The sequence below is a fragment of the Pseudonocardia sp. MH-G8 genome (genome assembly GCF_002262885.1).
Taxonomy (GTDB): Bacteria; Actinomycetota; Actinomycetes; order Mycobacteriales; family Pseudonocardiaceae; genus Pseudonocardia.
Window position 1 is genome coordinate 381,740 of the sequence record NZ_NKYF01000001.1, and the last position, 25,309, is coordinate 407,048.

The 25,309-nt window shown below is 73.3% G+C and carries 24 protein-coding genes; 10 read left to right on the plus strand and 14 right to left on the minus strand.

Features of this window, described 5'->3' with window-relative positions; genetic code table 11:
* Positions 1-2 precede the first annotated feature (2 nt).
* Together CFP66_RS01730 and CFP66_RS01735 are read right to left on the minus strand one after the other, a co-directional pair.
* Positions 3-488 (minus strand): nuclear transport factor 2 family protein, encoded by a 486-nt coding sequence (locus tag CFP66_RS01730; RefSeq protein WP_094919971.1) that lies wholly within the window; start codon positions 486-488, stop codon positions 3-5.
* A gap of 15 nt (positions 489-503) precedes the next feature.
* Positions 504-884: a DoxX family protein gene (locus CFP66_RS01735; RefSeq protein ID WP_094919972.1), complete on the minus strand. Its 381-nt coding sequence runs from the start codon at positions 882-884 to the stop codon at positions 504-506.
* 137 nt (positions 885-1,021) lie between these two features.
* Between CFP66_RS01735 and sigJ the strand changes: the two genes are divergently transcribed.
* Positions 1,022-1,951: an RNA polymerase sigma factor SigJ gene (gene sigJ, locus CFP66_RS01740; RefSeq protein WP_094919973.1), complete on the plus strand. Its 930-nt coding sequence runs from the start codon at positions 1,022-1,024 to the stop codon at positions 1,949-1,951.
* 15 nt (positions 1,952-1,966) lie between these two features.
* Here sigJ and CFP66_RS01745 read toward each other — a convergent pair whose 3' ends face one another.
* On the minus strand, positions 1,967-2,989 hold the full coding sequence (locus tag CFP66_RS01745; RefSeq protein WP_233159071.1) for a LacI family DNA-binding transcriptional regulator: 1,023 nt from the start codon (positions 2,987-2,989) through the stop codon (positions 1,967-1,969).
* Positions 2,990-3,203: 214 nt separating this feature from the next.
* Here CFP66_RS01745 and CFP66_RS01750 point away from each other — a divergent pair, with 214 nt between their 5' ends.
* From CFP66_RS01750 to abc-f, 5 genes are all read left to right on the plus strand, one after another.
* Complete coding sequence (locus CFP66_RS01750) at positions 3,204-4,514, plus strand: ABC transporter substrate-binding protein (RefSeq protein WP_094919975.1); 1,311 nt, start codon at positions 3,204-3,206, stop codon at positions 4,512-4,514.
* On the plus strand, positions 4,511-5,470 hold the full coding sequence (locus CFP66_RS01755) for a carbohydrate ABC transporter permease (protein WP_233159072.1): 960 nt from the start codon (positions 4,511-4,513) through the stop codon (positions 5,468-5,470). Before CFP66_RS01750 ends, CFP66_RS01755 begins: the two co-directional genes overlap by 4 nt.
* Entirely contained in the window at positions 5,467-6,306 is an 840-nt protein-coding gene (locus CFP66_RS01760; RefSeq protein ID WP_233159073.1) for a carbohydrate ABC transporter permease, read from the plus strand. The genes CFP66_RS01755 and CFP66_RS01760 overlap by 4 nt, the downstream gene beginning before the upstream one ends.
* Before the next feature lie 11 nt (positions 6,307-6,317).
* Positions 6,318-8,627, plus strand: a complete 2,310-nt coding sequence (locus CFP66_RS01765; protein WP_094919976.1) for an FAD-dependent oxidoreductase — start codon at positions 6,318-6,320, stop codon at positions 8,625-8,627.
* Positions 8,628-8,804: 177 nt separating this feature from the next.
* Complete coding sequence (abc-f, locus tag CFP66_RS01770) at positions 8,805-10,424, plus strand: ribosomal protection-like ABC-F family protein (protein WP_094919977.1); 1,620 nt, start codon at positions 8,805-8,807, stop codon at positions 10,422-10,424.
* 71 nt (positions 10,425-10,495) lie between these two features.
* On the opposite strand, the gene CFP66_RS01775 is transcribed toward abc-f, so the two are convergent.
* The 11 genes from CFP66_RS01775 to CFP66_RS01825 all read right to left on the minus strand — a co-directional run bounded on the left by CFP66_RS01775 (position 10,496) and on the right by CFP66_RS01825 (position 21,172).
* The gene (locus CFP66_RS01775; protein ID WP_094919978.1) at positions 10,496-11,506 is read right to left on the minus strand and encodes an ABC transporter substrate-binding protein; all 1,011 of its coding nucleotides are present in this window, start codon (positions 11,504-11,506) and stop codon (positions 10,496-10,498) included.
* Complete coding sequence (locus CFP66_RS01780) at positions 11,503-12,354, minus strand: ABC transporter permease (protein WP_094919979.1); 852 nt, start codon at positions 12,352-12,354, stop codon at positions 11,503-11,505. The genes CFP66_RS01775 and CFP66_RS01780 overlap by 4 nt, the downstream gene beginning before the upstream one ends.
* A complete protein-coding gene (locus CFP66_RS01785) occupies positions 12,351-13,154 on the minus strand; it encodes an ABC transporter ATP-binding protein (RefSeq protein ID WP_094919980.1) in 804 nt (267 codons plus the stop codon). The genes CFP66_RS01780 and CFP66_RS01785 overlap by 4 nt, the downstream gene beginning before the upstream one ends.
* Before the next feature lie 98 nt (positions 13,155-13,252).
* Positions 13,253-14,662, minus strand: a complete 1,410-nt coding sequence (locus CFP66_RS01790; RefSeq protein ID WP_369804944.1) for an NADH-quinone oxidoreductase subunit N — start codon at positions 14,660-14,662, stop codon at positions 13,253-13,255.
* A complete protein-coding gene (locus CFP66_RS01795) occupies positions 14,659-16,164 on the minus strand; it encodes a NuoM family protein (protein WP_094919982.1) in 1,506 nt (501 codons plus the stop codon). The genes CFP66_RS01790 and CFP66_RS01795 overlap by 4 nt, the downstream gene beginning before the upstream one ends.
* Before the next feature lie 3 nt (positions 16,165-16,167).
* Positions 16,168-18,108: an NADH-quinone oxidoreductase subunit L gene (locus tag CFP66_RS01800; RefSeq protein WP_233159074.1), complete on the minus strand. Its 1,941-nt coding sequence runs from the start codon at positions 18,106-18,108 to the stop codon at positions 16,168-16,170.
* 7 nt (positions 18,109-18,115) lie between these two features.
* Positions 18,116-18,418, minus strand: coding sequence for an NADH-quinone oxidoreductase subunit NuoK (gene nuoK, locus CFP66_RS01805; protein ID WP_094919983.1), 303 nt, complete (start codon positions 18,416-18,418; stop codon positions 18,116-18,118).
* On the minus strand, positions 18,415-18,978 hold the full coding sequence (locus CFP66_RS01810; protein ID WP_094919984.1) for an NADH-quinone oxidoreductase subunit J: 564 nt from the start codon (positions 18,976-18,978) through the stop codon (positions 18,415-18,417). The genes nuoK and CFP66_RS01810 overlap by 4 nt, the downstream gene beginning before the upstream one ends.
* Before the next feature lies 1 nt (position 18,979).
* Positions 18,980-19,909, minus strand: coding sequence for a complex I subunit 1 family protein (locus CFP66_RS01815; RefSeq protein WP_094919985.1), 930 nt, complete (start codon positions 19,907-19,909; stop codon positions 18,980-18,982).
* Entirely contained in the window at positions 19,902-20,831 is a 930-nt protein-coding gene (locus CFP66_RS01820; protein ID WP_198961200.1) for a hypothetical protein, read from the minus strand. Before CFP66_RS01820 ends, CFP66_RS01815 begins: the two co-directional genes overlap by 8 nt.
* Positions 20,822-21,172, minus strand: coding sequence for an NADH-quinone oxidoreductase subunit A (locus CFP66_RS01825; RefSeq protein WP_198961201.1), 351 nt, complete (start codon positions 21,170-21,172; stop codon positions 20,822-20,824). The genes CFP66_RS01820 and CFP66_RS01825 overlap by 10 nt, the downstream gene beginning before the upstream one ends.
* 192 nt (positions 21,173-21,364) lie before the next feature.
* Here CFP66_RS01825 and CFP66_RS01830 point away from each other — a divergent pair, with 192 nt between their 5' ends.
* Genes CFP66_RS01830 through CFP66_RS01845 form a run of 4 tightly spaced genes read left to right on the plus strand, consistent with a single transcriptional unit; the run spans position 21,365 to position 25,120 of the window.
* On the plus strand, positions 21,365-21,646 hold the full coding sequence (locus CFP66_RS01830) for a metal-sensitive transcriptional regulator (protein WP_094919987.1): 282 nt from the start codon (positions 21,365-21,367) through the stop codon (positions 21,644-21,646).
* A 29-nt stretch (positions 21,647-21,675) separates the two neighbouring features.
* Positions 21,676-21,882 (plus strand): heavy-metal-associated domain-containing protein, encoded by a 207-nt coding sequence (locus tag CFP66_RS01835; protein WP_094919988.1) that lies wholly within the window; start codon positions 21,676-21,678, stop codon positions 21,880-21,882.
* Positions 21,883-21,897: 15 nt separating this feature from the next.
* Positions 21,898-22,845: a hypothetical protein gene (locus tag CFP66_RS01840; protein WP_094919989.1), complete on the plus strand. Its 948-nt coding sequence runs from the start codon at positions 21,898-21,900 to the stop codon at positions 22,843-22,845.
* A 19-nt stretch (positions 22,846-22,864) separates the two neighbouring features.
* Positions 22,865-25,120: a cation-translocating P-type ATPase gene (locus tag CFP66_RS01845; protein WP_094919990.1), complete on the plus strand. Its 2,256-nt coding sequence runs from the start codon at positions 22,865-22,867 to the stop codon at positions 25,118-25,120.
* Positions 25,121-25,309 lie beyond the last annotated feature (189 nt).

The following is a 25,309-nucleotide window of genomic DNA, read 5'->3' on the forward strand; positions in this document are numbered from 1 at the left end:
GATCAGGCCGGCTGGTCGGACGCTGGGGTCGGGATGTCGAGGAGGCCCGCCGCATCGGGTGCCGCGCCCGTCAGCGGCGTGGCGTCGTAGTAGCGGATCTCGTAGCTGCGCTCGGCGAACCGCCAGCCGTCGGCAGTTCGCCGGTAGCGGTCGTGGTAGAGCGCGTAGTTCAGGTGTGAGCTGCCGTCGCGCAACCGGCCGAACTCCGCCACGTAGGCCCGGCCGGTCGCGGCATCTCCCGCGAGCTGGATCGTGCCGGGGTGCACGGTCTGCACGAAGTACTCCCAGAAGCCCCGCATCCGCTCGACCCCGGCGCGGATGTCCGTCCGGCCGAGGTGCTCCACGCCGGCCGCCGGGATCCGCCACACGCCGTCCGGCGTGAACAGTGCCGCGAGCCGGTCCCAGTCGCGCATCATCCCGGCGTCGGTGAACTCGCCGCGCAGTGCCTCGATCTCGACGCGGTCGCTGATGGTCTGCCAGTCGTTCATCGGTTCCTCCGCGAGTCAGCTGGTGAAGGGGTGCGGGCCGAAGCGGCCCCATGCCACGAAGGCGGCCACGGCGAGCAGGACCACGTTCACCGCGATCGCCCGGGCCTCCTGCCGGCGGAGGTGCGTGATCACCGCGCCGATCATCAGCACCACCCACCCGGCCGCGGCCAGCGGCACGAGAACCGGGGCGATGCCGAGCACGGCCGGCAGGACCAGGCCCAGCGCGGCCAGGATCTTGAGGGCGCCGATGGCCTTGACGGTGCCGGCGCCGAAGTCCTCGACCCAGCCGAAGCCGCCGGCGGCGAGCTCCTCCTTGGGCCGGACCAGGAAACCGGCACCGCCGGCCAGGGAGAACGCGGCCAGCAGGCCCGCCACGATCCACAGCGCGGTGTTCATGAACTCCTCCGGTGTCGGATGGTCGGTCTCAGGGGTACGACGAGGCACGCCGTCGGGATGTGAGGTGGCGGGCTCACAGTTCGGTGCGCTGTCTCGTCGAACAGGTGGGACCAGCCGCGAGAAGAGGGAGTCGCCAGGTGAGCGCGGGATCCGAGCAAGGGCTGCGAGCGATCACGAGCGAACGGCGGCAGCTCACCAACCTCGCGTACCGGCTGCTCGGTACGCTGTCCGACGCCGAGGACGTCGTCCAGGAGACCTACGCGCGCTGGTACGCCATGTCTGCGCAGCAGCAGGCGGAGATCGCCTCGCCCGGCGCCTGGCTGACCACCGTCGCCGGCCGCGTCTGCCTCGACCTGCTCGGCTCGGCCAGGGTCCGGCGGGAGAGCTACGTCGGCGAATGGGTCCCGGAGCCGCTGCCCGACCGCGCCGAGTGGGCCGACCGACGATCCGGCACCGCCGACCCGGCCGAGGAGGTCACCCTCGACGAGTCGGTCACCATGGCCTTCCTCGTCGTGCTCGACGCCATGACCCCGGCCGAGCGTGTCGCGTTCGTCCTGCACGACGTGTTCCGCTACCCGTTCGCCGAGGTGGCCGAGATCGTCGGCCGGTCCCCGGCGGCGTGCCGCCAGCTGGCCTCGTCGGCCCGCCGCCGCGTCCGGGCGGAACGGGCGCCCGCGACTCCGCCCGCGCGCCGCGCCGCCGTCGTCCGCGAGTTCAAGGCGGCCTGGCAGAGCAAGGACATCGGCGCCCTCGTCGACCTGCTCGCCCCCGACGCCACGGCGATCGGCGACGGCGGCGGCCGCGCCACCGCGGCGGCCCGCCCGGTCGAGGGTGCCGAGCAGGTGGCGCGCTACTGGGTCGATCTCGCCGCGCAGGCGGACGAGCGCGCGGCGCTGCTGGAGCGCTCGGTGAACGGCCAGCCGGGGCTGGCGGTCCTGTACGACGGCGTCGTCGTGGCGGTGCTGGCGTTCGAGGTCGCCGGCGAGAAGATCACCCGCATCTGGGCTGTCCGCAACCCCGCGAAGCTGCGCGCCTGGACCGTCGGTCCTCGGTACCCGTCGTCGTGACTCTCGGGTCTGCGGTCAGCGGTCGGAGCTGTGCGGGTCGGAGCTGCCGCGCACCACGAGCCGGTACGCGGCCTGCACGGCGCGCGGGGACGCGTCCTGTGCCACGCCCAGGCGCTGCACCAGCAGGTCGACGGCGCCGGCGGCGATCTGTTCCTTGTCCGGCGCCACGCTGGTGAGGGCGGGCGTGTGGAAGTGCCCCTCCTGCATGTCGTCGAAGCCGACCACCGCGACGTCGTCGGGCACCCGGCGGCCGAGCCGGCGCAGGGCCTTCATCGCCCCGACGGCGAGCAGGTCGGTGAAGCAGAACACCGCGTCGATGTCGGGGTGCGCGGTGAGCAGCTGCTCCATCGCGGCGGCGCCGTTCGCCCGGTGGTAGGCGGGGGCGACGACCTCCAGCTCCGGGTCCGGCTCGATCCCGGCATCGCGCAGCGCGAGCCGGTAACCCTCCAGGCGGGTGTGCGGCAGCCCGCCGGGGTACTCCTTGTTCGGCCCGATCGCGGCGATCCGGCGCCGCCCCAGCCCGAGCAGGTGGGCCGTCGCATCCCGCCCCGCCCCGACGTTGTCGATCACGACGTGGTCGGTGGACCGGTCGGCACGCCCGCCGAGCAGGACCACGGGCACGCCGCCGCGCCGGTCGGCGAGGTCGTCGGGACGCAGCCCGGACGGGAAGAGGATCACCCCGTCGACGAGCTGGGCCCGGGCGTCGGAGATCGCGAGCTGCTCCTGGGCCCGCTGGCCGCCCGTCTGGTCGATCAGCACCGACAGGCCGTGCGCCGCGGCGGCCGTCCCGATCTTGCGGGAGAGCTCGGCGAAGTACGGGATCGCGATGTCGGGCACGGCGAAAGCGATGTGGCCGGAGCGGCCGCGGCGCAGGTTGCGCGCCGCCATGTTCGGCCGGTACTGGAGCTCGCGGACGGCGAGCTCCACCTTGGCTCTGGTCTCCGGGGCCACGCCCGGATGGTTGTTCACCACCTTGGACACGGTCATCACCGAGACGCCGGCCCGGGTCGCGACGTCTTTGAGGCTGCTCCGTCTCACGGCCGCATCCTTCCGTGATCCACTCAACCTGCGCTCACAACAGGTGACGTTACAGCACCTGTACCTGCTGGGACAGCCGATCAGTTGACATCGTGAGTGTGACGTTACATTCTGGCGCCTCAGCGGGCGGACCCCGCACATCGCGCCCCACCACGGTGCGCCCGTGCACGTCCTCGTCCACCGCCGCCGGAGCCGGATCCGAGAGAGGCCTGCCATGAACGAGCTCAGGAACGAGCCACCGCCACCACCGCGCAGGCGTCGAACCCTCACCGCCGCCTGCGCGCTGGGTGCCGCGGTCGCCGTGACGCTCAGCGGGTGCGCGGTGGCCGACCGCGGGGACGGGGCCGGCGCGCAGGACGGCCAGATCCGCGCCACCTGGTGGGGTGGCGACTCGGAGAACCAGGCCCTCAACACGGTCTTCGACGGCTTCGCCGCCGCCGGCGGTGTGGAGGTGCGGCGCGAGTCGCAGGCGTTCGACGGCTACTGGGACCGGCTCGCCACCCAGACCGCAGGCGGCAACGCCCCGGACCTGATCATGCAGGCCGGCAGCCAGATCCCGGACTACGCGGGCCGCGGCACCCTGCTGGACCTCAACACGGTCGAGGGCCTGCAGGTCGACTCCGTCGACGAGGGCCTGCGGCAGTTCGGCGCCGTGGGCGACCAGCTCTTCGGCGTGGTCGCCGGCGCGAACGCGATGGGCCTGGTCACGAACGACACGATGCTGCAGCGGGCCGGGGCCGCCGTTCCGAGCGGCGGGTACGGCTGGGACCGGTACGCGCAGATGGCGAACGCCCTGCACGCCGCGCTCGGTCCCGACGTCTGGGGCGCCTCCGACGAGGGCGGCGACCTGATCTCGTTCATCCTGTTCGTCCGCGACAGCGGCCGGCAGTTCTACGCCGACGACGGCCGGCTGAACGCCACGCGCGAGGACCTGACGCGCTGGCTCGAGTACTGGCAGGCCCTGCGCGCGAGCGGCGGCGCGCCGCCCGCCGACGTCACGGCCGAGGGCCAGGGCGAGCTGGCCGCCTCCCCGTTCGCGACGGGCCGCGCGGCGATGGACCTGACCTGGACGCAGGACTACACGTCCTACTCCCGGTTGCGCCACGACGAGCTGTCGATCTCGCTGCCGCCCTACGACAGCCGGCACCCGAGCCTGTGGATGAACGCCGCCAGCCTGTGGTCGATCTCGGCGTCGAGCCCGGACGCGGGCGAGGCCGTGGCGGCGATCAACCACATGGCCACCGATCCCCAGGCGATCACCGACCTCGGCGTCGCGCTGGGGATGCCGCCCTCGCAGGCCGCGCGCGACCAGCTGAGCGGCACCCTGGACGCCCCGGACCAGGCGGCCATGGACTACATGGACCAGGTCGCCGCCACGTCCACCCCGCTCAACCGGCTGTGGCCGACCGGCTTCGCCGAGATGCGCACCCTGCTCGAGGAGCTGAACGAGGGCGTCGCCTTCGGCAGCACCAGCGTCCCCGAGGCCGTGGAGAAGTTCTTCGAGCGCGCGGAGTCCTTCGGGTGACCGTGACGTTGACGAGGGCTCCGCGGGCGGCGGGGCCGGGCCGGGGCACACCGCGGCGCCACCACCCCCGCAGGCGGGCCGCCGCGATCGCCGGCTACCTGTTCCTGCTGCCGTGGTTCGTCGGGCTCGTCGGCCTCGTCCTCGGACCGATGCTCATCTCGGCGTACCTGTCGTTCACCGAGTACGACCTGTTCTCGAACGCGCGTTGGGTCGGCCTCGACAACTACCGCACGATCCTCACCGACGACCCGAAGTTCGTGCAGTCGGTGCAGGTCACGTTCGGCTACGTGCTCCTGTCGGTGCCGTTGCGGCTGGCCTTCGCGCTGGGGATCGCGCTGCTGATGAACCGCGCGATGCGGGGCATGGCGTTCTACCGCTCGGCCATGTACCTGCCGTCGCTGCTCGCCGGCAGCGTGGGCGTCGCCCTGCTGTGGCGACAGCTGTTCGGCCGCGAGGGCGCGGTGAACCAGTTGCTCGCGCTCGTCGGCATCCAGGGCCCGAACTGGATCGCGGATCCGGACTACTCGCTGCTGACGCTCGTGGCGCTCGCCGTCTGGCAGTTCGGTTCACCGATGATCATCTTCCTCGCCGGGCTGCGGAACATCCCCGCGGAGCTGACCGAAGCGGCGTCGATCGACGGTGCCGGCCCGCTGCGCCGGTTCTTCTCGGTGACGCTGCCCCTGCTCACCCCGATCGTCTTCTTCAACCTCGTGATGCAGACGATCGTGGCGTTCCAGGCCTTCACGCCGTCGTTCATCATCTCGGGCGGCTCGGGCGGGCCGGTCGAGTCGACGCTGTTCTACACGCTCTACCTCTACCAACGCGCCTTCGCGGAGTACGACATGGGCTACGCCTCGGCGCTGGCCTGGATCCTCGTCGCGATCATCGCGACCTTCACCGCCCTGACGTTCCTGTCGGCACGGCGCTGGGTCTTCTACGCGGACGAGGGGCGGTGAGCCCCGTGCCGCATTTCCGCCGCGTCCTGCTGCACGCCTTCCTGGCGCTGGTGTGCCTGGCGATGCTCTACCCGCTGCTGTGGATGCTGCGCGGGTCGCTCGTGCCGGAGGACGAGATCTTCTCCTCCCCGTCGATCCTGCCCACCGGGGGGAACGTCGCGAACTACGCCGAGGGGTGGGGCGCCAACCCGCCCGGCTTCGGCCGGTTCCTGGTCAACTCGATCGTGGTCTCCGCGGGTGCGGTGATCGGCAACCTGGTGGCCTGCACGCTCGCCGCGTACGCGTTCGCCCGGCTGGACTTCCCGCTCCGCAAGGTGTGGTTCGCCCTGATGCTCGGCACGGTGATGCTGCCGGCGCACGCCACCCTCATCCCGCAGTACTCGATCTTCACGGCACTCGGCTGGGTGGACACCTACCTGCCGCTGATCGTGCCGAAGTTCCTCGCCACGGATGCGTTCTTCATCTTCCTGCTGGTGCAGTTCCTGCGCAGCATCCCCCGCGAGCTCGACGAGGCGGCCGAGATCGACGGCTGCGGGCACTGGCGGATCTTCTCGCGCGTGATCCTGCCGCTGCTGGGCCCGGCGCTGGCCACCACGGCGATCTTCACGTTCATCTGGACCTACGAGGACTTCCTCGGCCCGCTGATCTACCTCGGCGACATCGACGGCTACACGGTGCCGCTGGGCCTGCGCCTGTTCATGAACAGCATGGGTGAGTCGTCCTACGGGCAGCTGTTCGCGATGTCGGTGCTGTCGCTGCTGCCGGTCTTCGCGATCTTCATGTTCTTCCAGCGCCGGCTCATCGACGGCATCGCCACCACCGGCCTCAAGGGCTGAAAGAGGAGAGCATGAAGCACGCGATCGAGACCTACGACATCGTGGTGTGCGGCGGTGGCCTCGCCGGCTTCACCGCGGCCGTCGCGGCGGCGCGCATGGGCCACCAGGTCTGCCTGGTGCAGGACCGGCCCGTCCTCGGCGGCAACAGCTCGTCGGAGGTGCGGGTCGTGCCGCGCGGCAGCACCACCTACCACGCCTACGCGCGTGAGGGCGGCGTGCTCGCCGAGCTGATGGCCGGCGAGCGCCTGCGCAACCACGAGCCGATCTTCGAGAACGGCTGGGCCAACAGCGTCTGGGACCTGGCGCTCTACGACGTCGCCCAGCGCACCGAGAACCTCACGCTGCTGCTCAACACCGCGGTGCGCGACGTCGAGGTGACCGACGGCGCGATCACCTCCGTCACCGGTTGGACCGTGTCGGCGGAGAAGGACACCGAGCTGCGCGCGCGGGTCTTCCTGGACTGCACGGGCGACGGCGTGGTGGCCGCGCTCGCCGGCTGCGAGTTCCGGGTCGGCGAGGAGGCGCGCGCCGAGTTCGACGAGCCGCACGCGCCGCTCGTGGCGTCCGAGCACACAATGGGCAACTCGCTGCACTTCAAGACCAAGGACGTCGGGCACCCGGTGGAGTTCGAGCTGCCGGACTGGGCCGTGGAGTACACCGACCCCGCCTTCTTCTACGAGCAGGGTCGCCGCCCCTACGACGTGCGCGGGGGGTTCTGGTGGATCGAGCTCGGCGCGCCGTGGAACTCCATCGACGACGCCGAGGTGCTGCGGCACGAGCTCACCCGGCACACGCTGGGCGTGTGGGACTGGATGAAGAACAAGGACCCGCACACCCGCGACGCCACCCGCAACCTGGCCCTGGACTGGCTGGGGCAGGTGCCGGGCAAGCGGGAGAGCCGCCGGATCATCGGGATGCACCTGCTCACCGAGCAGGACCTGTTCCGCACCGAGCCGTTCGCCGACGAGATCGCCTACGGCGGCTGGAACATCGACCTGCACACCGTCGGCGGCCTGCTGGCCGGCTCCAGCGAGCCGACGGCCGCGGAGGGCTACGACCCGCACGCGACGGCGGCCGTCGCGGGATACGTCGGCCCGTTCGGGATCCCGCTGCGCTCGCTCATCGCCAAGGACGTGACGAACCTGCTGATGGCCGGGCGCAACGTCTCGGCCACGCACGTGGCCCTCGGGTCGGTGCGCGTCCAGTCGACCACCGCGATCATGGGCCAGGCCGCCGGCACGGCGGCGGCGGTCGCGCTCACCCGCGGGATCGGCGTGCAGGACGTGCCGGCCGCCGCGATCGTCGACGTCCAGCAGCAGTTGCTCAAGGACGGCTGCTTCCTGCCGAACGTCACAGGCGCCGACTCCGACGACCTCGCCCGCACCGCGACCGTCACGGCCTCGTCGCACGCGCCCTACCTCGGCGCCTCTCCCGGTGACCGGTGGGTGGACGGCGGGCTGGAGGAGAAGGTCCGCCCCGGCGCGGACTTCCTCACCGCGCTGCGCGGCCAGTGGATCCCCGTCGAGACCGGCCCGGATGCGCCCGGCCTGGCCACCGTGAGCGTCCTGCTGCGCAACCACACCGCGGAGCCGGTGGCGATCCCGGCGCAGTTGCAGCGGGCCGACCACATCTGGGACTACCGGGTGGAGACGGGCGTCGCCCTGGCCAAGACCACGCTGGAGGTGCCGCCCGGCGAGCACTGGATCGGGTGGGACGTCGCGGTCGAGGCCGGCGCGCTGGGCGATCCGGACCCCGGCGACCGGTACCTGCGGCTCGACCTCGCCGCCGCGCCCGACGTCGAGTGGGTCCGTGCCGGGCGGATCCTGCCCGGCGCCGTCTCGGCCTTCGAGATGACGCCGGGCCGGATGCGCCGCTTCGGCGACGGCGTGACGATGAGCCACCGCGTGCAGCCCGCCCAGCGGGCGTACCCGGCGGAGAGCGTGGTGAGCGGCGTCGCCCGCCCGCACGCGGCCACGAACCTGTGGCGCTCCGACCCCGGCCACCCGTTCGGCCAGTGGGTGGAGCTGGCCTGGGACGCCCCGCAGCGCATCGGGGCCGTGCACGTGACGTTCGCCGGGCACCTGCTGCGCGAGTACGACCGCACCCCGCCGCTGTGGGCCGACCCGCAGACCGCGCGCGACTACACGGTTCGCGCGCTGGTGGACGGCGCGTGGCAGGACGTGGTCACCGTGCGCGGCAACGGCCACCAGCGCCGGGTGCACGAGCTCGCCGGGCCGGTCACGGCGTCACGGCTGCGGCTGGTCGTGCACGCCACGAACGGCGACCCGTCCGCGGCGGTGTACGAGATCCGGTGCTACTGACCGGCTCCACTGATCGGCTCCACTGATCGGCGCTGCTACAGTGGACGGCGGTTGATCGGCCGAGGAGGCAGAAGTGGCAGGTGACGACGACATCTCCGGGTGAGCCCGGAGTGTGTTGCGTCGTCCCTTCCCGTACCGAACGCGGTGCGCGCGTTCGCGTCCTCTGCGAGGCCTCCCATGCCCGATGCGTCCATCGTCTGCACGAACCTGTCGTTCTCCTGGCCCGACGACACCCCGGTGTTCCAGGACCTGTCCTTCACCGTGGGCAGCGGCCGCACCGGGCTCGTCGCGCCCAACGGCGCCGGCAAGTCCACCCTGCTCAAGCTGATCGCGGGTGAGCTCCGGCCGCGCGGCGGGACCGTGTCCGTCGAGGGCGTGCTCGGCTACCTCCCGCAGAGCCTGCCGCTGGCCGGTGACCTCACGGTGGCCGAGGTGCTGGGGGTCGCGCCTGCGCTGCGGGCGCTGGCCGCGATCGAGTCCGGCGACGCGAGCGAGGAGCACTTCGCGGTCATCGGCACCGACTGGGACGTCGAGGAGCGCACGCACGCCGAGCTCGACCGCCTCGGCCTCGGCGGCGTGGCGCTCACGCGGCGCCTCGACACCCTCAGCGGCGGCCAGGTCGTCTCCCTCGGCCTGGCCGCCCAGCTGCTGCGCCGGCCCGACGTGCTGCTGCTCGACGAGCCGACCAACAACCTCGACCTCGGCGCCCGCCACCGCCTGTACGACGTCCTCGGCAGCTGGAGCGGGTGCCTTCTGCTGGTGAGCCACGACCGGGCCCTGCTCGACCGGATGGACCGCATCGCCGAGCTCGACCGGGGCGAGCTGCGCACCTACGGCGGGAACTTCACCGCCTACGAGGCCGCCGTGCGCGCGGCGCAGGAGGCCGCCGAGCGCAGCGTCCGCAACGCGGAGCAGGAGGTCAAGCGGGAGAAGCGGGAGATGCAGCAGGCACGCGAACGCGCCGACCGCCGCGCCTCCACCGCCGCCCGCAACCTCAAGAACGCGGGGCTGCCGCGGATCGTCGCCGGTGGGCTGCAGCGCCGGGCGCAGGAGTCGGCGGGCAAGGCGAACGACACGCACGCCTCCCGCGTCGGCGACGCGAAGGCCCGCCTCGACGAGGCCTCGCGGGCCCTGCGCGACGAGCAGAAGATCACGCTGGACCTGTCCGGAACCCGCGTGCCGGCCGGGCGCACGCTGTTCACCGGCGAGCGGATGCAGGTGCGCCACGACGGGCGGGCGCTCTTCGCGGGCGACGGACTCGACCTCACGATCCGCGGTCCCGAGCGGATCGCGCTGACGGGAGCCAACGGTGCGGGCAAATCCAGCCTGCTGCGCCTGCTCCTGGGCGACCTGGACCCCGAGGGCGGCACGACCCGCCGGGCCGACGCCCGGTTCGCCTACCTGTCGCAGCGCCTGGACCTGCTCCCCCTCGACGCCACGGTGGCCGAGAGCCTCGCGGCCGCTGCGCCCGGGCTGCCCCAGGCGCAGCGGATGCACCTGCTGGCCCGGTTCCTGTTCCGCGGCTCGCGGGTGCACCTCCCGATCGGCGCCCTGTCCGGCGGCGAGCGGCTGCGCGCCACCCTGGCCTGCGTCCTGTGCGCGGAGCCGGCCCCCCAGCTGCTGCTGCTCGACGAGCCGACGAACAACCTCGACCTGGTCAGCGTCGGGCAGCTGGAGAGCGCACTTGCCTCCTACGAGGGCGCGTTCGTGGTGGTCAGCCACGACGAGCGGTTCCTGAAGGAGATCGGGATCAACCGCAGGCTGCACCTGGCCGAGGGCAGGCTCCGGGAGAAGTGAACGAACGGCACTCTCGTCGCTACCTAGCCGACGAGAGTGCCGTTCGTTGCGTCGAGCCCCTGGGCCCAAGCTCAGCCCTGCGGGGGCACCTGGTCGGCGAACCTCGTGTCCACGTACTGGTCGGGCTGGATGGGACTCTCGTACTCCAGGGCGCCGACCTGCATCCAGATCCGCTCCATCGTGCTCAGCTGCTCGGGCAGCGGGGCCAGGTCGGGCAGCCACGCGTACAGCGGCACCGACGCCACCTGCTCGGGGGTCTGGTCGGTGGCCTCGCCGATGATCGTCAGGTTCTCCTGCGAGTAGCGGGCGTCGCCCTGCAGGTCCTGCGCGCCGCGGGCCAGCGCGTCGAAGAACGGCTGTGCGAGCGGGGACTCCACGAACTGCCCGCCGTAGAGGGTCCCGGTGCCGGAGGTGCCCTCCGGGCTGGACCACATCTTCACCGCGGTGCCGTCGTCCACGGCGAGGTTCCAGAACGGCGCCGAGACGAACGCCGCGTCGATCCCGCCGGTCTGCAGGGCGGTGGGGATGTCGGGGCTGCTGAGCTGCACGAACTCGACGTCGTTGATCGTCAAGCCCGCCTCCTCCAGCGCGAGCCCGACGAAGAAGGCCGACGTCGCACCCGCGCCGCCCAGCGCACCGACCTTGCGACCCTTCAGGTCGGCCACCGAGCTGATCGACCCGTCGTCGACGAGCGCCTTGCGCACGACCAGCGCGGAGGCGGGCTTCTCCTTGTCGGCGTCGGCCACCCCCATGGAGCCGACGACCTTGACGTCCAGGCCCGAGTCGATGGCGCTGAACATCCCCGCGGAGAACCCGGCGAGCACCGCGTCCAGCTTGCCGCTGGCCGCGAGCGGGATCGCGTCCTGCCCCGACTTCACGTTCTGCACGTTCACGGTGAGGCCCGCCTCGGCGAAGTAGCCCTTCGCCTGGGCGACGAAGAGCGGCGCGAAGATGGGCAGCTGCACGACGCCGACCTCCACCGTCCGGTCGTCGTCGGCCCCGCCTCCGCCCCCGCCTGCCCCGCACGCGGCCACGCCCAGCGCGGTCAGCAGCACCGCCGCCAACGTCGCGACTCTCCTCATCGCTTACTCCCCTTCGTCCGCGAACCCCGCCTCCGCGGGCCGCCCGCGTGCCGCCATGGCAGCAGCACCCGCTCCAGCACGATGACCAGCCCCGTGACCAGCGCCCCGATGAGCGACACCGTGATCAGCCCGACGAACATGGTCGCGGGCTGGAACAACTGCCAGGAGTTCCAGATCAGGTAGCCCAGGCCGTCGTTCGAGGCCACGAACTCCACCGCGGTCACCACGATCACCGCCATCCCCGCGGCGACCCGCAGGCCGGTGACGATCGACGGGGTCGCACCGGGCAGCAGGACGTGGCGGAACAGCTTCCAGCCGGTGGCCCGGTAGGCGCGCGCCGCCTCGAGGACCCGGGCGTCGATCTGCAGGATGCCGGCGAGCGTGTTGATCTGCACCACGAAGAAGACCGAGATCGCCACCGACAGCACCTTGGGCGTCTCGGTGAGACCGAAGATCAGCAGGAGCAGCGGGAGGATCGCGATCTTCGGCAGGGCGTAGAGCGCGGTGAACGTCGGGCCCAGCGCCGCGCGGGCCGGGCGCCAGACGCCCATCGCCAGGCCGACCGCGATGCCGGCCACGGCACCCAGCACGAGACCGGCCACCAGCCGGGCCACCGTGGCGCCGATGTGCCCCCACAGCTCCCCGTCGACGAGCATCTCCGCGGCCTGGGCGAGGATCTGCGACGGCGGGGTGAACAGCCGGTCGTCCAGGGCGCCGGTCAGGGCCGCGACCTCCCACGCCAGCAGCAGGACCACCGGCGTGAGGACGGCGAGCGCCAGGTCGCGGACCTGCAGCCGCCGGTGCCGCCGGTACTCCCGCTCCACGGCGGCGTCCACGGGCGTGCTCACGAGAACCTCATCGAGGCCTGCACCTCGTCGCGCAGCGACTCCCAGATCTCCTGGCGCATCCGCGCGAACTCCGGCGCCGCCTCGACCTCGACGTTGCGCGGCCTGCCGAACGGGACGTCGAGGACGTCCTTGATCCGGCCCGGCCGCGCCGACATGACCACGACCCGGTCGCCGAGCAGCAGCGCTTCCTCGATCGCGTGGGTGACCAGCACGACGGTCTTCCGCTCGGCCTCCCACAGCGTGACGAGCTGCTCCTGCATGAGGATCCGGGTCTGCGCGTCCAGCGCACCCAGCGGCTCGTCCATCAGCAGCGACGGCGAGCCCGTGGCGAACGCCCGGGCGATCGCGATCCGCTGCCGCATGCCGCCGGAGAGCTGGTGGGGGTAGGCGGACTCGAACCCGGTGAGCCCGACCTCGCCGATCCAGTGCCGCGCGTGCTCCTCGCGCTCCCGCTTCCCGACCGAGGCCATCTGCTCGCCGAAGGCGACGTTCTGCAGGACCGTGAACCACGGGAACACGCCGTGCTCCTGGAACACGAACGCGGAACGGGGCACCCGTCCGGCGGGCAGGTGGTTGTGCACCTGCCCGACCGTCGGTGTCTCCAGGTCGCCGAGGATGCGCAGCAACGTCGACTTCCCGCACCCCGACGGGCCGACGATGCAGGTGAACGACCCGGCCGGCAGGTGCAGCGAGACGTCGTCGAGCGCCTGCACCCGCGTCGTGCCGACGAAGATCTTCGAGACGCCGTCGACGACGAAGGCGTCCGGGGACGCCTCGGGAGGGCTCGGCGCTGAGGTCATGCAGCGGTCCTGTTCACGTTCGGGGGCGGGAACCGGAGCAGGACGTTGCCACAACCGCCGCAGGGCCCGGACGGCGGCCGCCGGGATCCGCGCCGCGCTCAGGACAGCGGAGCGCCCACGAGCAGCGGGAGCACGACGCCGCCGACCACCCCCAGCACGACGCTGCCGGTCGCACACGCGTACGCGACCCCCGCCGGCCACGCGGCCACGTCCCGTACCGTGCCGCCGTCCCGGAAGACCGGCGCGATCCAGCGCAGGTAGTAGAAGACGCTGGCCACCGTGTTGAGGATCGCCACCACGGCCAGCCAGGCGAAACCGCCGTCGACGGCCGCGGTGAAGATCGCCAGCTTGCCGAGGAACACCGCGGTCGGCGGGGTGCCGACCAACCCCAGCAGGCAGACCGCGAGCGCGACGGCCAGTGCGGGCCGCCGCCGCGCCAGCCCGCGGTGGGCGTCGAGGGTGCGGGCGCCGGGCAGCGCGGCGACCACGGCGAACGCGCCGAGGTTCGTGACGGCGTAGCCGGCGAGGTAGAACAGCAGTGCCGGCTGGGCCTGCGCGGCGCGACCCGCCACGGCCACCACGACCAGCAGGTACCCGACCTGGCTGATCGTCGAGTAGGCCAGCAGCCGCTGCACGGAGGTCTGGAAGAACGCCGCGAGGTTGCCCAGCGTCATGGAGGCGATGGCGAGCACCGCGACCAGCAGCGGCCAGTCCGGCCCGTCGGACGGGATCGCGACCAGCAGGAGCCGGTACACGGCGACCACGCCGCCGATCTTCGGGATGGTCGTGACGATCGCGGCCACGCCCGGCGGGGTGCCGTCGGTGACGTCCGCGACCCAGAAGTGCGCCGGTACGGCCCCGATCTTGAACAGCAGGCCGGCCAGCACCGCCACCAGCCCGACGGCGACGACCGGCGCCGGGGCGGCGGCCAGGCCCTCCCGCAACGCGGGGTAGGCGGTGTCGCGGCCCACGCCGAGCAGGAGGGCCGTGCCGGCGAGCATCGTGACGCCCAGGAGGGCCCCGGACAGGAAGTACTTCATCGCGGCCTCGACGCTCGACGCCCTCTTGTCCCAGCCCGCCAGCGCGTAGAGCGGCACGCTCGCCAGCAGGAAGGCCGCGACCAGCAGCAGCAGGTCGCTCGCACCGCCGAGCAGCACCGTGCCCAACGCCCCGAGCTGCAGCAGCACCACGAACTCGGTCTCGCGACGGTGTGCCCGCGTCCCGTCCACCGACAGGGCCAGGGCCACCAGCACCGCGGTGAGCACGATCGAGCGGGTGGCGTGGGTGGGGGTGTCGACGGCGTAGCTGGCGCCGAAGACGACCTGGTCGGGTCGGGTCGCGGCCACGGCGGTGGCCACGAGCCCGGCGCCCGCGGCGACGGCGGCGAGCAACCGCACGAGCCACTGCCGGTGCCGGGGCAGCCACGCGCCCAGCAGCAGCCCGACCACGGCCCCGCCCAGCAGGAAAAGTTCCGGCAGCAGCGCCGCGGGGTTCTCGTTCATGGTCATCGGGCGACGAGCTCTCCCAGCGCCCGCGCGGCCGGCTCGATCACGTCGAGCAGGAAGCGGGGCAGCACGCCGATCAGCGTGACCGGCACGAGCAGCACCGCGATCGCCACGGCCTCGCTGGGGTGCAGGTCGACGACCGGGCGTGGGGTGCCGGGCGCGTCCGGCACGCGCAGCGGCCCGAGGAACAGCCGCTGCAGCGCCACCAGGAACAGCGCGGCGGTGATCAGGATGCCGGTGACGGCGAGCACCGTGGCGATCGGCGCCGCGGGCAGCGCGCCGGTGAAGATCTGGAACTCCGCGATGAACCCGGAGAACCCGGGCAGCCCGAGCGAGGCGAACGAGGCCACGGCGAACATGCCGGCGAACACCGGAGTGCGCCCGGCGAGCCCGGACCAGGCGGCCATGTCGTAGGTGCGGCCCCGGTCGTACAGCACGCCGGTGAGCAGGAACAGCGCGCCGGTGAGCAGCCCGTGGCTGACCATCTGCGTCACCGCGCCGGTCGTGGCGAGCTGGCGGGCCTGCTCGTCGGAGCCGGTGAGCAGGCCCGCCGCGCCGACGCCCAGCAGGACGTAGCCCATGTGGTTCACCGAGGTGTAGGCGATCATGCGCTTGAGATCGGTCTGCGCGAGCGCCACCAGCGCGCCGTAGAGGACCGACACGACACCGACTACGACCGCGACCATCGCGTACTGCCGCCACGTGCCGGGAAGGATCGGCATCGCGATCCGCACGAAGCCGTAGGTGCCCATCTTCAGCAGCACCCCGGCCAGGATCGCCGAGCCGGTGGCCGGGGCCTCGGTGTGCGCGGGCGGCAGCCAGGTGTGGAAGGGCACCGTGGGCGTCTTGATCGCGAGCCCGACGCCGATCGCGAGCAGGGTGAGCGCGGCGTACGGGCCGCCGGCCGCGAGCGGGTCGGCGGCGGTGAGCTCGACGATGTCGAACGTGTGCGGCTCCGCGGCCAGTGCCAGCAGGATGAACCCGAGCAGCAGCGCGAGCGAGCCGAGGAACGTGTAGAGGAAGAACGTCAGCGCGGCGGCCCGTGCCCGCTCGCCGTGGCCCCAGCCGGCCACGAGGAAGTACATGAACACGATCGACAGGTCGAAGAACAGGAAGAACAGGATCAGGTCCAGCGCCACGAACAGCCCGAGGCTCACGGTCTGCAGCGCCAGGAACAACGCCACGTACGCGCGCACCCGGCGGGTCTCCCGCAGCGCGAACACCGCGCACGCCCCGAACAGCACGGTGGTCATCGCCACCAGCGGCAGCGACAGCCCGTCGACGCCGATGTGGTAACTGATCCCGGCGCTCGGGATCCACGCCACGCGCTGCTCGTAGCGGAACCCGCCGGGCTCGAACCCGACCCACGCGGCCACGACCAGCAGGAGGTCGACCGCGCACACCGCGATCCACGCCGCCGCGAACACGCGCGGCGGGGTGGCCCGGGGCAGCGCGAGCAGGACGGCCGCGACGGCGGCGGGCAGGAACACGATCACCGACAGCACCGGTCACCTCACGACGATCACGAGCAGCGCCAGCACGGCGAGCGCGGCGGCAGCCTGGGCGTAGTACTGGTGGACCTGGCCGGTCTGCGGGCGCCGGGCGAGCCGGCCCAGCGCGCGCGACCCGGCGGCGACCGCCCGCACGGCGCCGTCGACCGAGAGCTCGCCGCGCCGCTCCAGCGCCCGCGCGGCCGAGCGCGTACCCCGTGCGGCCGCGGTCACGGCGGCGTCGAGGACCCGGTCGTCGAACGCCGCGAGCGCGCGGGCCAGCGCCAGGACCGGGCGCACGACGGCGACGTGCGCGGCCCGCTCCAGCCCGAGCCAGGACCGCAACGCCCCGCGACACCCGCGCACCCAGAGCGCGACTCGCGTGGGGTCGGCGCCCCCCGCCCCCACGACTCGCACGGGGTCGGGGGGCGCCGTCCCCGCGAGTCGGGGTGTGGGAGTGCCCGAGTCGCGCTCCTGGTGCACGTGCTCCCGGTGGGACACGAGCCACCACGTGGCGACGACCGCTGCGACGGCGAACCCTCCGGACAGCGCGAGTTCCGGCGCGGCAGGCACCGCCCCCGCGATGACGACCGGCACGCCGAGGACGGCGGCGAGCACAGCGAGGGAGACGAGCGGAAGCCCGCGATACCAACGAACGGCACTCTCGTCGGTACCTAGCCGACGAATGTGCCGTTCGTCGGAGGGGGCGGGGGCCCAGACCGACCACACGGCCTTCGTGCTGTAGATCGTCGCGATCACCGACGCCGCGAGACCCGCGACGTAGAGGGCCGGGCCGCGGTCGAGCGCCGCGGCCAGGACCACGTCCTTCGTCAGCCAGAGCGAGAGCGGGGGCAGGCCCGCGAGGGCCGCCGCGCCGACCGTGAACGTCACGCCGACCAGGGGGAACCGGCGCGCTGCGCCACGCAGGTCGCGGAGCTGCTGCGTGCCGAGCGCGGCGAGCCACGCGCCCGCCGCGAGGAACAGCAGGCTCTTGGTCGCGGCGTGCGCCATCAGCTGCAGCGCTCCACCGAGGGTGCTCCCGACCCCCGCGGCGAGGACCATGACCCCGATCTGGGCACACGTCGAGGCGGCCAGCAGCTGCTTGAGGTCGGACTGCGCGACCGCGACGAGCCCCAGCAGCACCGCGGTCGCCGCACCGATCCACGCCACCGCCGGCCCCGCCCACCCTGCGGCGTCGAGCAGGGGGGCCGCGCGCAGCAGCAGGTACGCACCGGCCGCCACCATCGTGGCGGAGTGCAGCAGCGCCGAGACCGGGCTCGGCCCCCGCATCGCCTGTGCCAGCCAGAAGCTGAACGGCAGCTGCGCCGACTTCCCCAGCGCCGCGACCACCGTCCCGGCCGCGGCGACGTGCAGCCACGGACCGGACGGCACCCCCGTGACGGCGAGCGAGCCCACCCCGCCCGCCAGCAGCGCCCCGGCCGCGACGTACAGGCCCGCGTCGGCCGTCCGGGTGGTGAGGAACGCCGTGTGGGCCGCGTGCACGGACGCGGGCTCGCGCCAGTGGTACGCGATGAGCGCCCAGCTCAGGGCGCCCATGACCTCCCAGGCCATGAGCAGCACGACCAGCGTGGTGGCGGTGACGGTCACCAGCATCGCCCCGGCGAACAGCAGCACGAGCCCGGTGAACCGCGCGGTCCGCAGGTCCGCGTCGGCCGCGGCGAAGACCAACACCGCGAGCGTCGCGCAGGCGACCGTGACGACCATCAGCGCCGACAGCCCGTCGACGGCCAGACCGGCGCGGATCCCGGCCAGCAGCGGCGCGTCGAACGCCGGCCGCCGCAGCGCCGCCAGGACCGCGAGCCCCAGCACGACCGCGGAGACGAGCACACCGGCGGCAGGGGCGGCCCGGTCCGCGCGCCGCCCCGCGACGGCGAGCAGGGCGCCGGCCAGCAGCGGGGCCGCCACCACGGCCGCGAGCACCGCCTGTTCGCTCCGCACGCTGCGCTCAGCCCTTCAGGTCGGCGGCGTCGTCGGTCATGTCGACCTGCCGGGCCCGGTAGAGCGCGGTGACCACCGCGAACCCGACCGCCATCTCCACCGCCATCGCGGTGATGATCACGACGACGAGCACCTGCCCGCCGGTGCCGGGCGACACGAAGTACCAGAACGCGGCCGCGGCGACGATCACGCCGTTCAGCATCAGTTCCAGCCCCATCATCAGCATCACGATCGACTGCTGGGACAGCGCGCCGTACAGCCCGATCGCGAACAGGCCGGCCGCGAGCAGCAGGAACAGCTCCAGGGTCACCTGCCGACACCCCCGCCCGCCGGATCGTCGGCCCGCCCGCGCCGCAGGTCGTCGCCGAAGCGGTCGTAGCGGCCGCGGTCGGTGGACAGCACGACGGTGGCGACGATCGTGGCGAACAGGGCCACCCCGAGCGTCATCATCGTCAGCATCTGGCCGCCCATCAGCGCCTCGCCGAGTGCGAGCGTCGGGTCGGGCGGGGGCAGCCCCTGCCGCTCGGGCCAGTCCACGAGCAGGACCCCGGCGGCCAGCACGACGAAGGTGCCCACGGCGATGCTCACCGACCCGGCCTTGTTGTGGACCATCGACATCGGCATGAGCCCGGCCGGGTTCATCATGAACATGATCATGAAGACGGCCATCACCACCATCTCGACGACCATCATCAGCGCGATCACCACGCCGAGGTAGCCCAGCCCGAGCAGCAGCACGAGCCCGGCCACCGCGAGGAACGACGCGAGCAGCGCGAACGTCACCCGCGCCATCGAGTCCAGGCGGAACACGAGGAACCCGAACACCAGCGCGGCGGCGGCCAGCCCCCAGAACAGGACGGTCCCGAGCACGTCACGCACCTCCCAGCACGATCAGCGACACGACCAGGGCCTGCGCGACCGTCAGCGGGACCAGCACGACCCAGGCGAACTCCGTGTAGCGGTCCATCCGCACCGTCGGGAGCCGGTGGCGCAGCCACACCAGGGCCGCCAGCACCCCCGCGGTCTTGACGGCCACCCACACCCACGCCGGCAGCAGCGGCCCGGCACCACCGCCGAGGAACAGCGGCACTGCCATCGCCGCGGCGGCGACGAGCAGCAGCCACCGTCCGCCGGTGAACACCAGCCGGTCCACTCCCGACAGCTCCGCCGCCGCGCCCCCGGCCAGGTCACGGGCCACCGGGGCGTCGAACGGACCCCAGAACGCCATCGCCGCCGCCGACAGCAGGTACGCCACGAACGCCACAGGCATGATCACGACGAACCACAGGTCGCGCTGCGCGTCGACGATCGTGGTGATCCGCAGGCTCTCCGCGCCGAGCGCGGCGGTGATGATGGCGAACATGTGGGGCAGCTCGTAGGCGAGCCCCTGCGCGACGAACCGGTAGCCGCCCACCAGGGCCAGCGCGCTGTTGGCACCCCACCCGACCATCCACACCGCGGCCCACGCCAGTACCTCCATGGCGTTGAACCAGACGACGCCGACACCGATGTCGGCCACCGGGCGCTCCCCGAGCGGCAGCACGGCCGCGGCCAGCAGGGCGGCCACCGGGAGCGTGGCGGCGCCGATCCGGGCCAGCAGCAGGTCGGCGGCGAGCGTGCGGCGCCGCTGCCCCACGAGCAGGCGGGCGACCTCGCGACCGGGGACGGCGAACGACCCGGTGGCCGAGCGACCCTCGGCGCGCGCCGCCAACGCGGCATCACCGACGAGAGCCGCCCACGTCACGGCCCCGAGGAGGACGGGCAGCAGCAGCGCCCACCACAGGGGAAGCGGCTCAGCCATCGGCCGGCCCGGGGACGGCGACGCGTTCGGTGTCCGGGTCGGCCGCGGCGATGATCAGGCGGGCCGCGGCGAGCTCGGCACCCACCAGCAGGTCGGGAAGCTCCTCGACGGCCCGTCCGGTCGAGGTCCCCTCCCCCCGCTCCAGCGCGCCGAGGCGCTCCTGCAGCAGCGCGGCCACGTCCGTCGGGCCGGTGGGCAGCCCCCGGACCGACCACCACAGCGTGCGCGAGCGCCGCACCCGCCGGACCAGGGCGTCGACCTCCGCCGACGCCGACACGACGAGCGCGCGGTCGCGCAGGGCACGGGCCCGCGCGGCCGGGGCCGGCCAACCCGCGACGCCGAGGAACCGGGCCAGCGCGTCCAGCTCCCGCGCCACGGCGTTCGGCCACGCGAACGGCGGCCCCGGGTCCAGGACCTCGGCCTCGGCCTCCTGGACCACGTCGCCCTGCAGGGTCGCCCGCACCACGAGGCCGGCGGGCCATTCCGGCAGCACCGGTCCGAGCGGGACGTGCAAGCGGTCCAGGGTGAGCCCGTCGCGGTCCTCCCCCAGGTCGGCCATCGGCGGGTCGGCAGGATCGTCGGGGCGCTCCGCCTGCGCCGTGCGCTGCCGGCCGACGTCGCGCAGCCGGGGCGCCGCGGCGTCCAGCGCGGCGCCGACGTCGGCCGGACCGGTGATCCCGATCCGGGCGCGCGGAGCCGGGACCTGGGACCAGATCCGCTCGGCGACGGCGGCGAGCCGCGGCCCGGGCACGCCTGCGACGGCGAGCACGTCGGCGTCGGCCGGGGCGGCAGCCGCGGGCCAGCCACGCTGCGCGAGCGCGGCCTCGAGCGCGAGCCGCACGGGAACGGCGCCGGGCACCGCCACCACGAGCACGTGAGGACGCCGGGCGGCGATCCGCAACAGCGCCGCCGTCAGGTCCACCGCAGCGCTCCCTCGCGCCAGGCGTAGAGCACGCCGGCCAGCAGGATCGCGAGGAACAGGAACATCTCGACGACGGCCGCCACGCCGACCCGCGAGACGACCAACGTCCACGGGTACATGAAGAGCATCTCCATGTCGAAGGCCAGGAAGACCACCGACACCGGGTACCAGCGCACGTGGAACCGCGACACGGCGTGCTCGCGGGCCGGGAGCCCGCCGGAGAACGCGGGGACGGCGCGCATCGCGCGCCGGACCGCGAGCGCCGTGGCGACCGCCCAGACGACCAGCACCAGGCCGACGGCCACGGCCAGCACGGCGAGCAGTGGGACGAACTCCGCCACGGATCCGACCTCCCAGCCACGGGTACGGGTGCGGGTTCGGGTCGGGCCACCGTAGAGGAGCTCGACCCGCCCGGCCCGCCGAGCCGGACGCGTGTCGCGACCGGTGCACTGTACGGGGTACCCCCACCCCGTAACCTGACTCACACGGGCGACTGTAGTACCCATACCCCCCTTGGGTATATGGTGCGGAGCATGAACGGTTACGCGGCCGACAAGGACGCCTATCTCAAGCGCATGCGCCGCATCGAGGGCCAGGTCCGCGGCATCGCGAAGATGATCGACGAGGACCAGTACTGCATCGACGTGCTCACCCAGGTCTCCGCCGCCACCAAGGCCCTCGAGGCCGTGGCGCTGGGCCTGCTCGACGAGCACCTCAAGCACTGCGTGAGCCACGCCGCGGCCGAGGGTGGCGCGCTGGCCGACGAGAAGATCGCCGAGGCGAGCGCCGCGATCGCGCGGCTCGTCAAGTCCTGACGATTCCTGACAACCGAGAGGAACGCCCCATGAGCCAGAGCACCTACACCGTCACCGGCATGACCTGCGAGCACTGCGTCGCCTCGGTCACCGAGGAGATCAGCGAGATCGACGGCGTCACCGACGTGGCAGTGGACCTGCCCAGCGGCGCCGTCACCGTCACCAGCCGGAACGGCCTCGACGACGCGGACGTCCGCACCGCCGTCGAGGAAGCCGGATACCAGCTCGCAGGCTGAACCGAAGGACATGACATGAACACTGCTGCGAAGCTCACCGCCTACGGTGCGGCGCTCGCCCTGCTCCTTGCAGCGGGCTACGTCGCCGGCACCGCTGTCGGTCCCCGCACCGCCGCCGCGAGCGGCGACACCCCCGGCGCTGGGAGCGCCGGGCACGGGGGATCCCACAGCGGCACCGTCGCGGTAGGCACCAGCGACCAGCCCGGCGGGCTGGCGTCGAGCAGGGGCGGCTACACCCTCACGCCCACCGACCCGACGCTGACCCCGGGGACCACCCAGGACTTCACCTTCCAGATCACCGGGCCGGACGGCACCCCCGTCACCGCCTTCGACGTGGAGCACGACAAGCGCATGCACCTGATCGTCGTGCGCCGCGACACCACCGGCTTCCAGCACATCCACCCCGAGATGGCCCCCGACGGCACGTGGAGCGTCCCGCTCGCCCTCCCCGAGGGCGGCAGCTACCGCGCGTTCGCCGACTTCGCCCCGACCGGGGGCCCGCCGGCCACGCTGGGCGTCGACCTCGCCGTGCCCGGCACGTTCGAGCCGGTGGCGCACGCGCCGAGCCGCGTCGCACAGGTCGACGGCTACACCGTCGAGCTGGCCGGCGACCTCGTCCCCGGGCAGGGCTCGCCACTCACCCTGACGGTGAGCCGCGACGGCGTCCCGGTCACCGACCTGCAGCCCTACCTGGGCGCCTACGGGCACCTCGTCGGCCTGCGCGGTGGCGACCTCGCCTACCTGCACGTCCACCCCGAGGGCACGCCCGGCGACGGCGCCACGCCCGCGGGGCCGGGGATCGAGTTCGTGGCCGAGGTGCCCAGCGCCGGCGACTACCGCCTGTTCCTGGACTTCCAGCACGACGGGGTCGTGCGCACGGCGGAGTTCACCGTGCCCACCGGCGCGGCCACCACGGCACCGGCCCCGGAGGCCGGGCACGTCGACGACGGCCACGGCCACTGACCGGAGAGGAGTACCTGCGATGACGACGACCAGCTCCCCTCCCGTCACCGACGTGGAGCTCGTGATCGGCGGCATGACCTGCGCGTCGTGCGCGAACCGGATCGAACGCAAGCTCAACAAGCTCGACGGGGTCACCGCCACCGTCAACTACGCCACGGAGAAGGCCCGGGTGAGCGCGCCCGCAGGTGTGGACCCGGCGGCGCTCGTCTCCCAGGCCATCTCCGAGGTCGAGGCCGCCGGCTACACGGCCGCGCTGCCGCTGCCCCGGGACGCCGACGCGCCCACCGCGGACGCGCCCGATCCGACGCTCCCGCTGCGGCAGCGCCTGGTCACCAGTGCCGTGCTCGCGGCACCGGTGGTGGCGCTGGCGATGGTGCCGGCGTGGCAGTTCACCTACTGGCAGTGGATCTCGCTCGCGCTCGCCGGCCCGATCGTCACGTGGGCGGCGTGGCCGTTCCACAAGGCGGCCTGGACGAACCTGCGCCACGGCGCCGCCACGATGGACACGCTGATCTCGATCGGCGTGCTCGCCGCGTTCGGCTGGTCGCTCTACGCCCTGCTGTTCGGCACGGCGGGCGTGCCGGGCATGACGCACCCCTTCGAGCTGACGATCTCCCCGACCGACGGTGCCGGGAACGTCTACCTCGAGGTCGCCGCGGGCGTCACCACGTTCATCCTGGCCGGGCGCTACTTCGAGGCCCGCTCCAAGCGGAGGGCCGGCGACGCCCTGCGTGCCCTGCTGGAGCTCGGCGCGAAGGACGTCACGGTGTTGCAGCGGGGCACCGAGGTGCGGATCCCGATCGACCAGCTGGCCGTCGGTGACCGCTTCCTCGTGCGGCCCGGCGAGAAGATCGCCGCGGACGGGGTGGTCGAGGACGGCGCGTCGGCCGTGGACGCCTCGATGCTCACGGGTGAGTCGGTACCGGTCGAGGTCGGCCCCGGCGACACCGTGGTCGGCGCGTGCGTCAACGCGGGCGGGCGGCTCGTCGTGCGGGCCACCCGCGTCGGCGCGGACACCCAGCTCGCCCAGATGGCGAAGCTGGTGGAGGACGCGCAGAGCGGCAAGGCCGCGGCCCAGCGCCTGGCCGACCGGATCTCGGGTGTGTTCGTGCCGATCGTGATCGGGCTCGCCGTGGCCACCCTCGGGTTCTGGCTCGGCACCGGCGGCGGTGCCGCGGCGGCGTTCACCGCTGCGGTCGCGGTGCTGATCATCGCCTGCCCGTGCGCGCTGGGGCTCGCGACGCCGACGGCGCTGCTCGTGGGCACCGGACGCGGAGCGCAGCTCGGCATCCTGGTCAAGGGCCCGGAGGTCCTCGAGTCCACCCGGCGGGTCGACACGGTGGTGCTGGACAAGACCGGCACCGTCACGACCGGCCGGATGAGCGTGGTCGCCGTGCACACCGCGGACGGCGTCGACGAGGACGAGGTGCTACGGCTCGCCGGTGCGCTGGAGAACGCCTCCGAGCACCCGATCGCGGCGGCGGTCGCCCGGGCCGCACGCGAGCGCGTCGGCACGCTGCCCGCGGTCGAGGAGTTCGCCAACGTCGAGGGCCTCGGCGTGCAGGGCGTCGTCGACGGGCACGCCGTGCTCGCCGGCCGGCCGGCGCTGCTGGAGGACTGGAGCCAACCGCTCGGGCCCGAGCTCGCCGCGGCGATGACGGCCGCGCAGGAGCGTGGCCGCACGGCGATCGCGGTGGCCTGGGACGGCGCCGCCCGCGCCGTGCTGGAGGTGGCCGACACCGTCAAGCCCACGTCGGCGCAGGCCGTCGCGGGTCTGCGCGGCCTCGGGCTCACCCCGGTTCTGCTCACCGGCGACAACGCCGCCGTGGCGCACACGGTGGCCGCGGAGGTCGGGATCGACGAGGTGGTGGCGGAGGTGCTGCCCGCCGACAAGGTCGACGTGGTCAAGCGGCTGCAGGACGAGGGCAAGGTCGTGGCCATGATCGGCGATGGGGTCAACGACGCCGCCGCCCTCGCCCAGGCCGACCTGGGCCTGGCCATGGGCACCGGCACCGACGTCGCCATCGAGGCGGGCGACATCGTCCTGGTCCGCGGCGACCTGCGCGCCGCGGTCGACGCGATCCGGCTCGCCCGCCGCACGCTCGCCACGATCAAGGGCAACCTGTTCTGGGCGTTCGCCTACAACGTGGCCGCCCTACCGCTGGCCGCCGCCGGATTGCTGAACCCGATGCTCGCCGGCGCGGCGATGGCGTTCAGCTCGGTGTTCGTGGTGGCCAACAGCCTGCGGCTGCGCTCGTTCACCCCGCGCGCCTGACCGGGGATCATGCGCGCACGGCCGAGAAGCACCTCGTGTGCTGCTGGATCGAACGGGACGGCGAGGTCCCGTTCGATCCAGCGCGCTCCCGGTCTCGACATGGGCGCGCACTTCCACGAGACGCGCGTGCGCGCGTTGCCCGACGGCCTCTGAGACGATTCCGCCCGAGGGGCGCCGGAGCGGGGCCCG

Bases quoted from the DNA above. Each gene is read 5' to 3' on its own strand.
- CFP66_RS01730 (WP_094919971.1), bottom strand. From the start codon at position 488: ATGAACGACTGGCAGACCATCAGCGACCGCGTCGAGATCGAGGCACTG.
- CFP66_RS01735 (WP_094919972.1), bottom strand. From the start codon at position 884: ATGAACACCGCGCTGTGGATCGTGGCGGGCCTGCTGGCCGCGTTCTCC.
- CFP66_RS01750 (WP_094919975.1), top strand. From the start codon at position 3,204: ATGAACGAGCTCAGGAACGAGCCACCGCCACCACCGCGCAGGCGTCGA.
- CFP66_RS01765 (WP_094919976.1), top strand. From the start codon at position 6,318: ATGAAGCACGCGATCGAGACCTACGACATCGTGGTGTGCGGCGGTGGC.
- abc-f (WP_094919977.1), top strand. From the start codon at position 8,805: ATGCCCGATGCGTCCATCGTCTGCACGAACCTGTCGTTCTCCTGGCCC.
- CFP66_RS01775 (WP_094919978.1), bottom strand. From the start codon at position 11,506: ATGAGGAGAGTCGCGACGTTGGCGGCGGTGCTGCTGACCGCGCTGGGC.
- CFP66_RS01785 (WP_094919980.1), bottom strand. From the start codon at position 13,154: ATGACCTCAGCGCCGAGCCCTCCCGAGGCGTCCCCGGACGCCTTCGTC.
- CFP66_RS01790 (WP_369804944.1), bottom strand. From the start codon at position 14,662: ATGACCATGAACGAGAACCCCGCGGCGCTGCTGCCGGAACTTTTCCTG.
- CFP66_RS01815 (WP_094919985.1), bottom strand. From the start codon at position 19,909: ATGGCTGAGCCGCTTCCCCTGTGGTGGGCGCTGCTGCTGCCCGTCCTC.
- CFP66_RS01830 (WP_094919987.1), top strand. From the start codon at position 21,365: ATGAACGGTTACGCGGCCGACAAGGACGCCTATCTCAAGCGCATGCGC.
- CFP66_RS01835 (WP_094919988.1), top strand. From the start codon at position 21,676: ATGAGCCAGAGCACCTACACCGTCACCGGCATGACCTGCGAGCACTGC.
- CFP66_RS01840 (WP_094919989.1), top strand. From the start codon at position 21,898: ATGAACACTGCTGCGAAGCTCACCGCCTACGGTGCGGCGCTCGCCCTG.
- CFP66_RS01845 (WP_094919990.1), top strand. From the start codon at position 22,865: ATGACGACGACCAGCTCCCCTCCCGTCACCGACGTGGAGCTCGTGATC.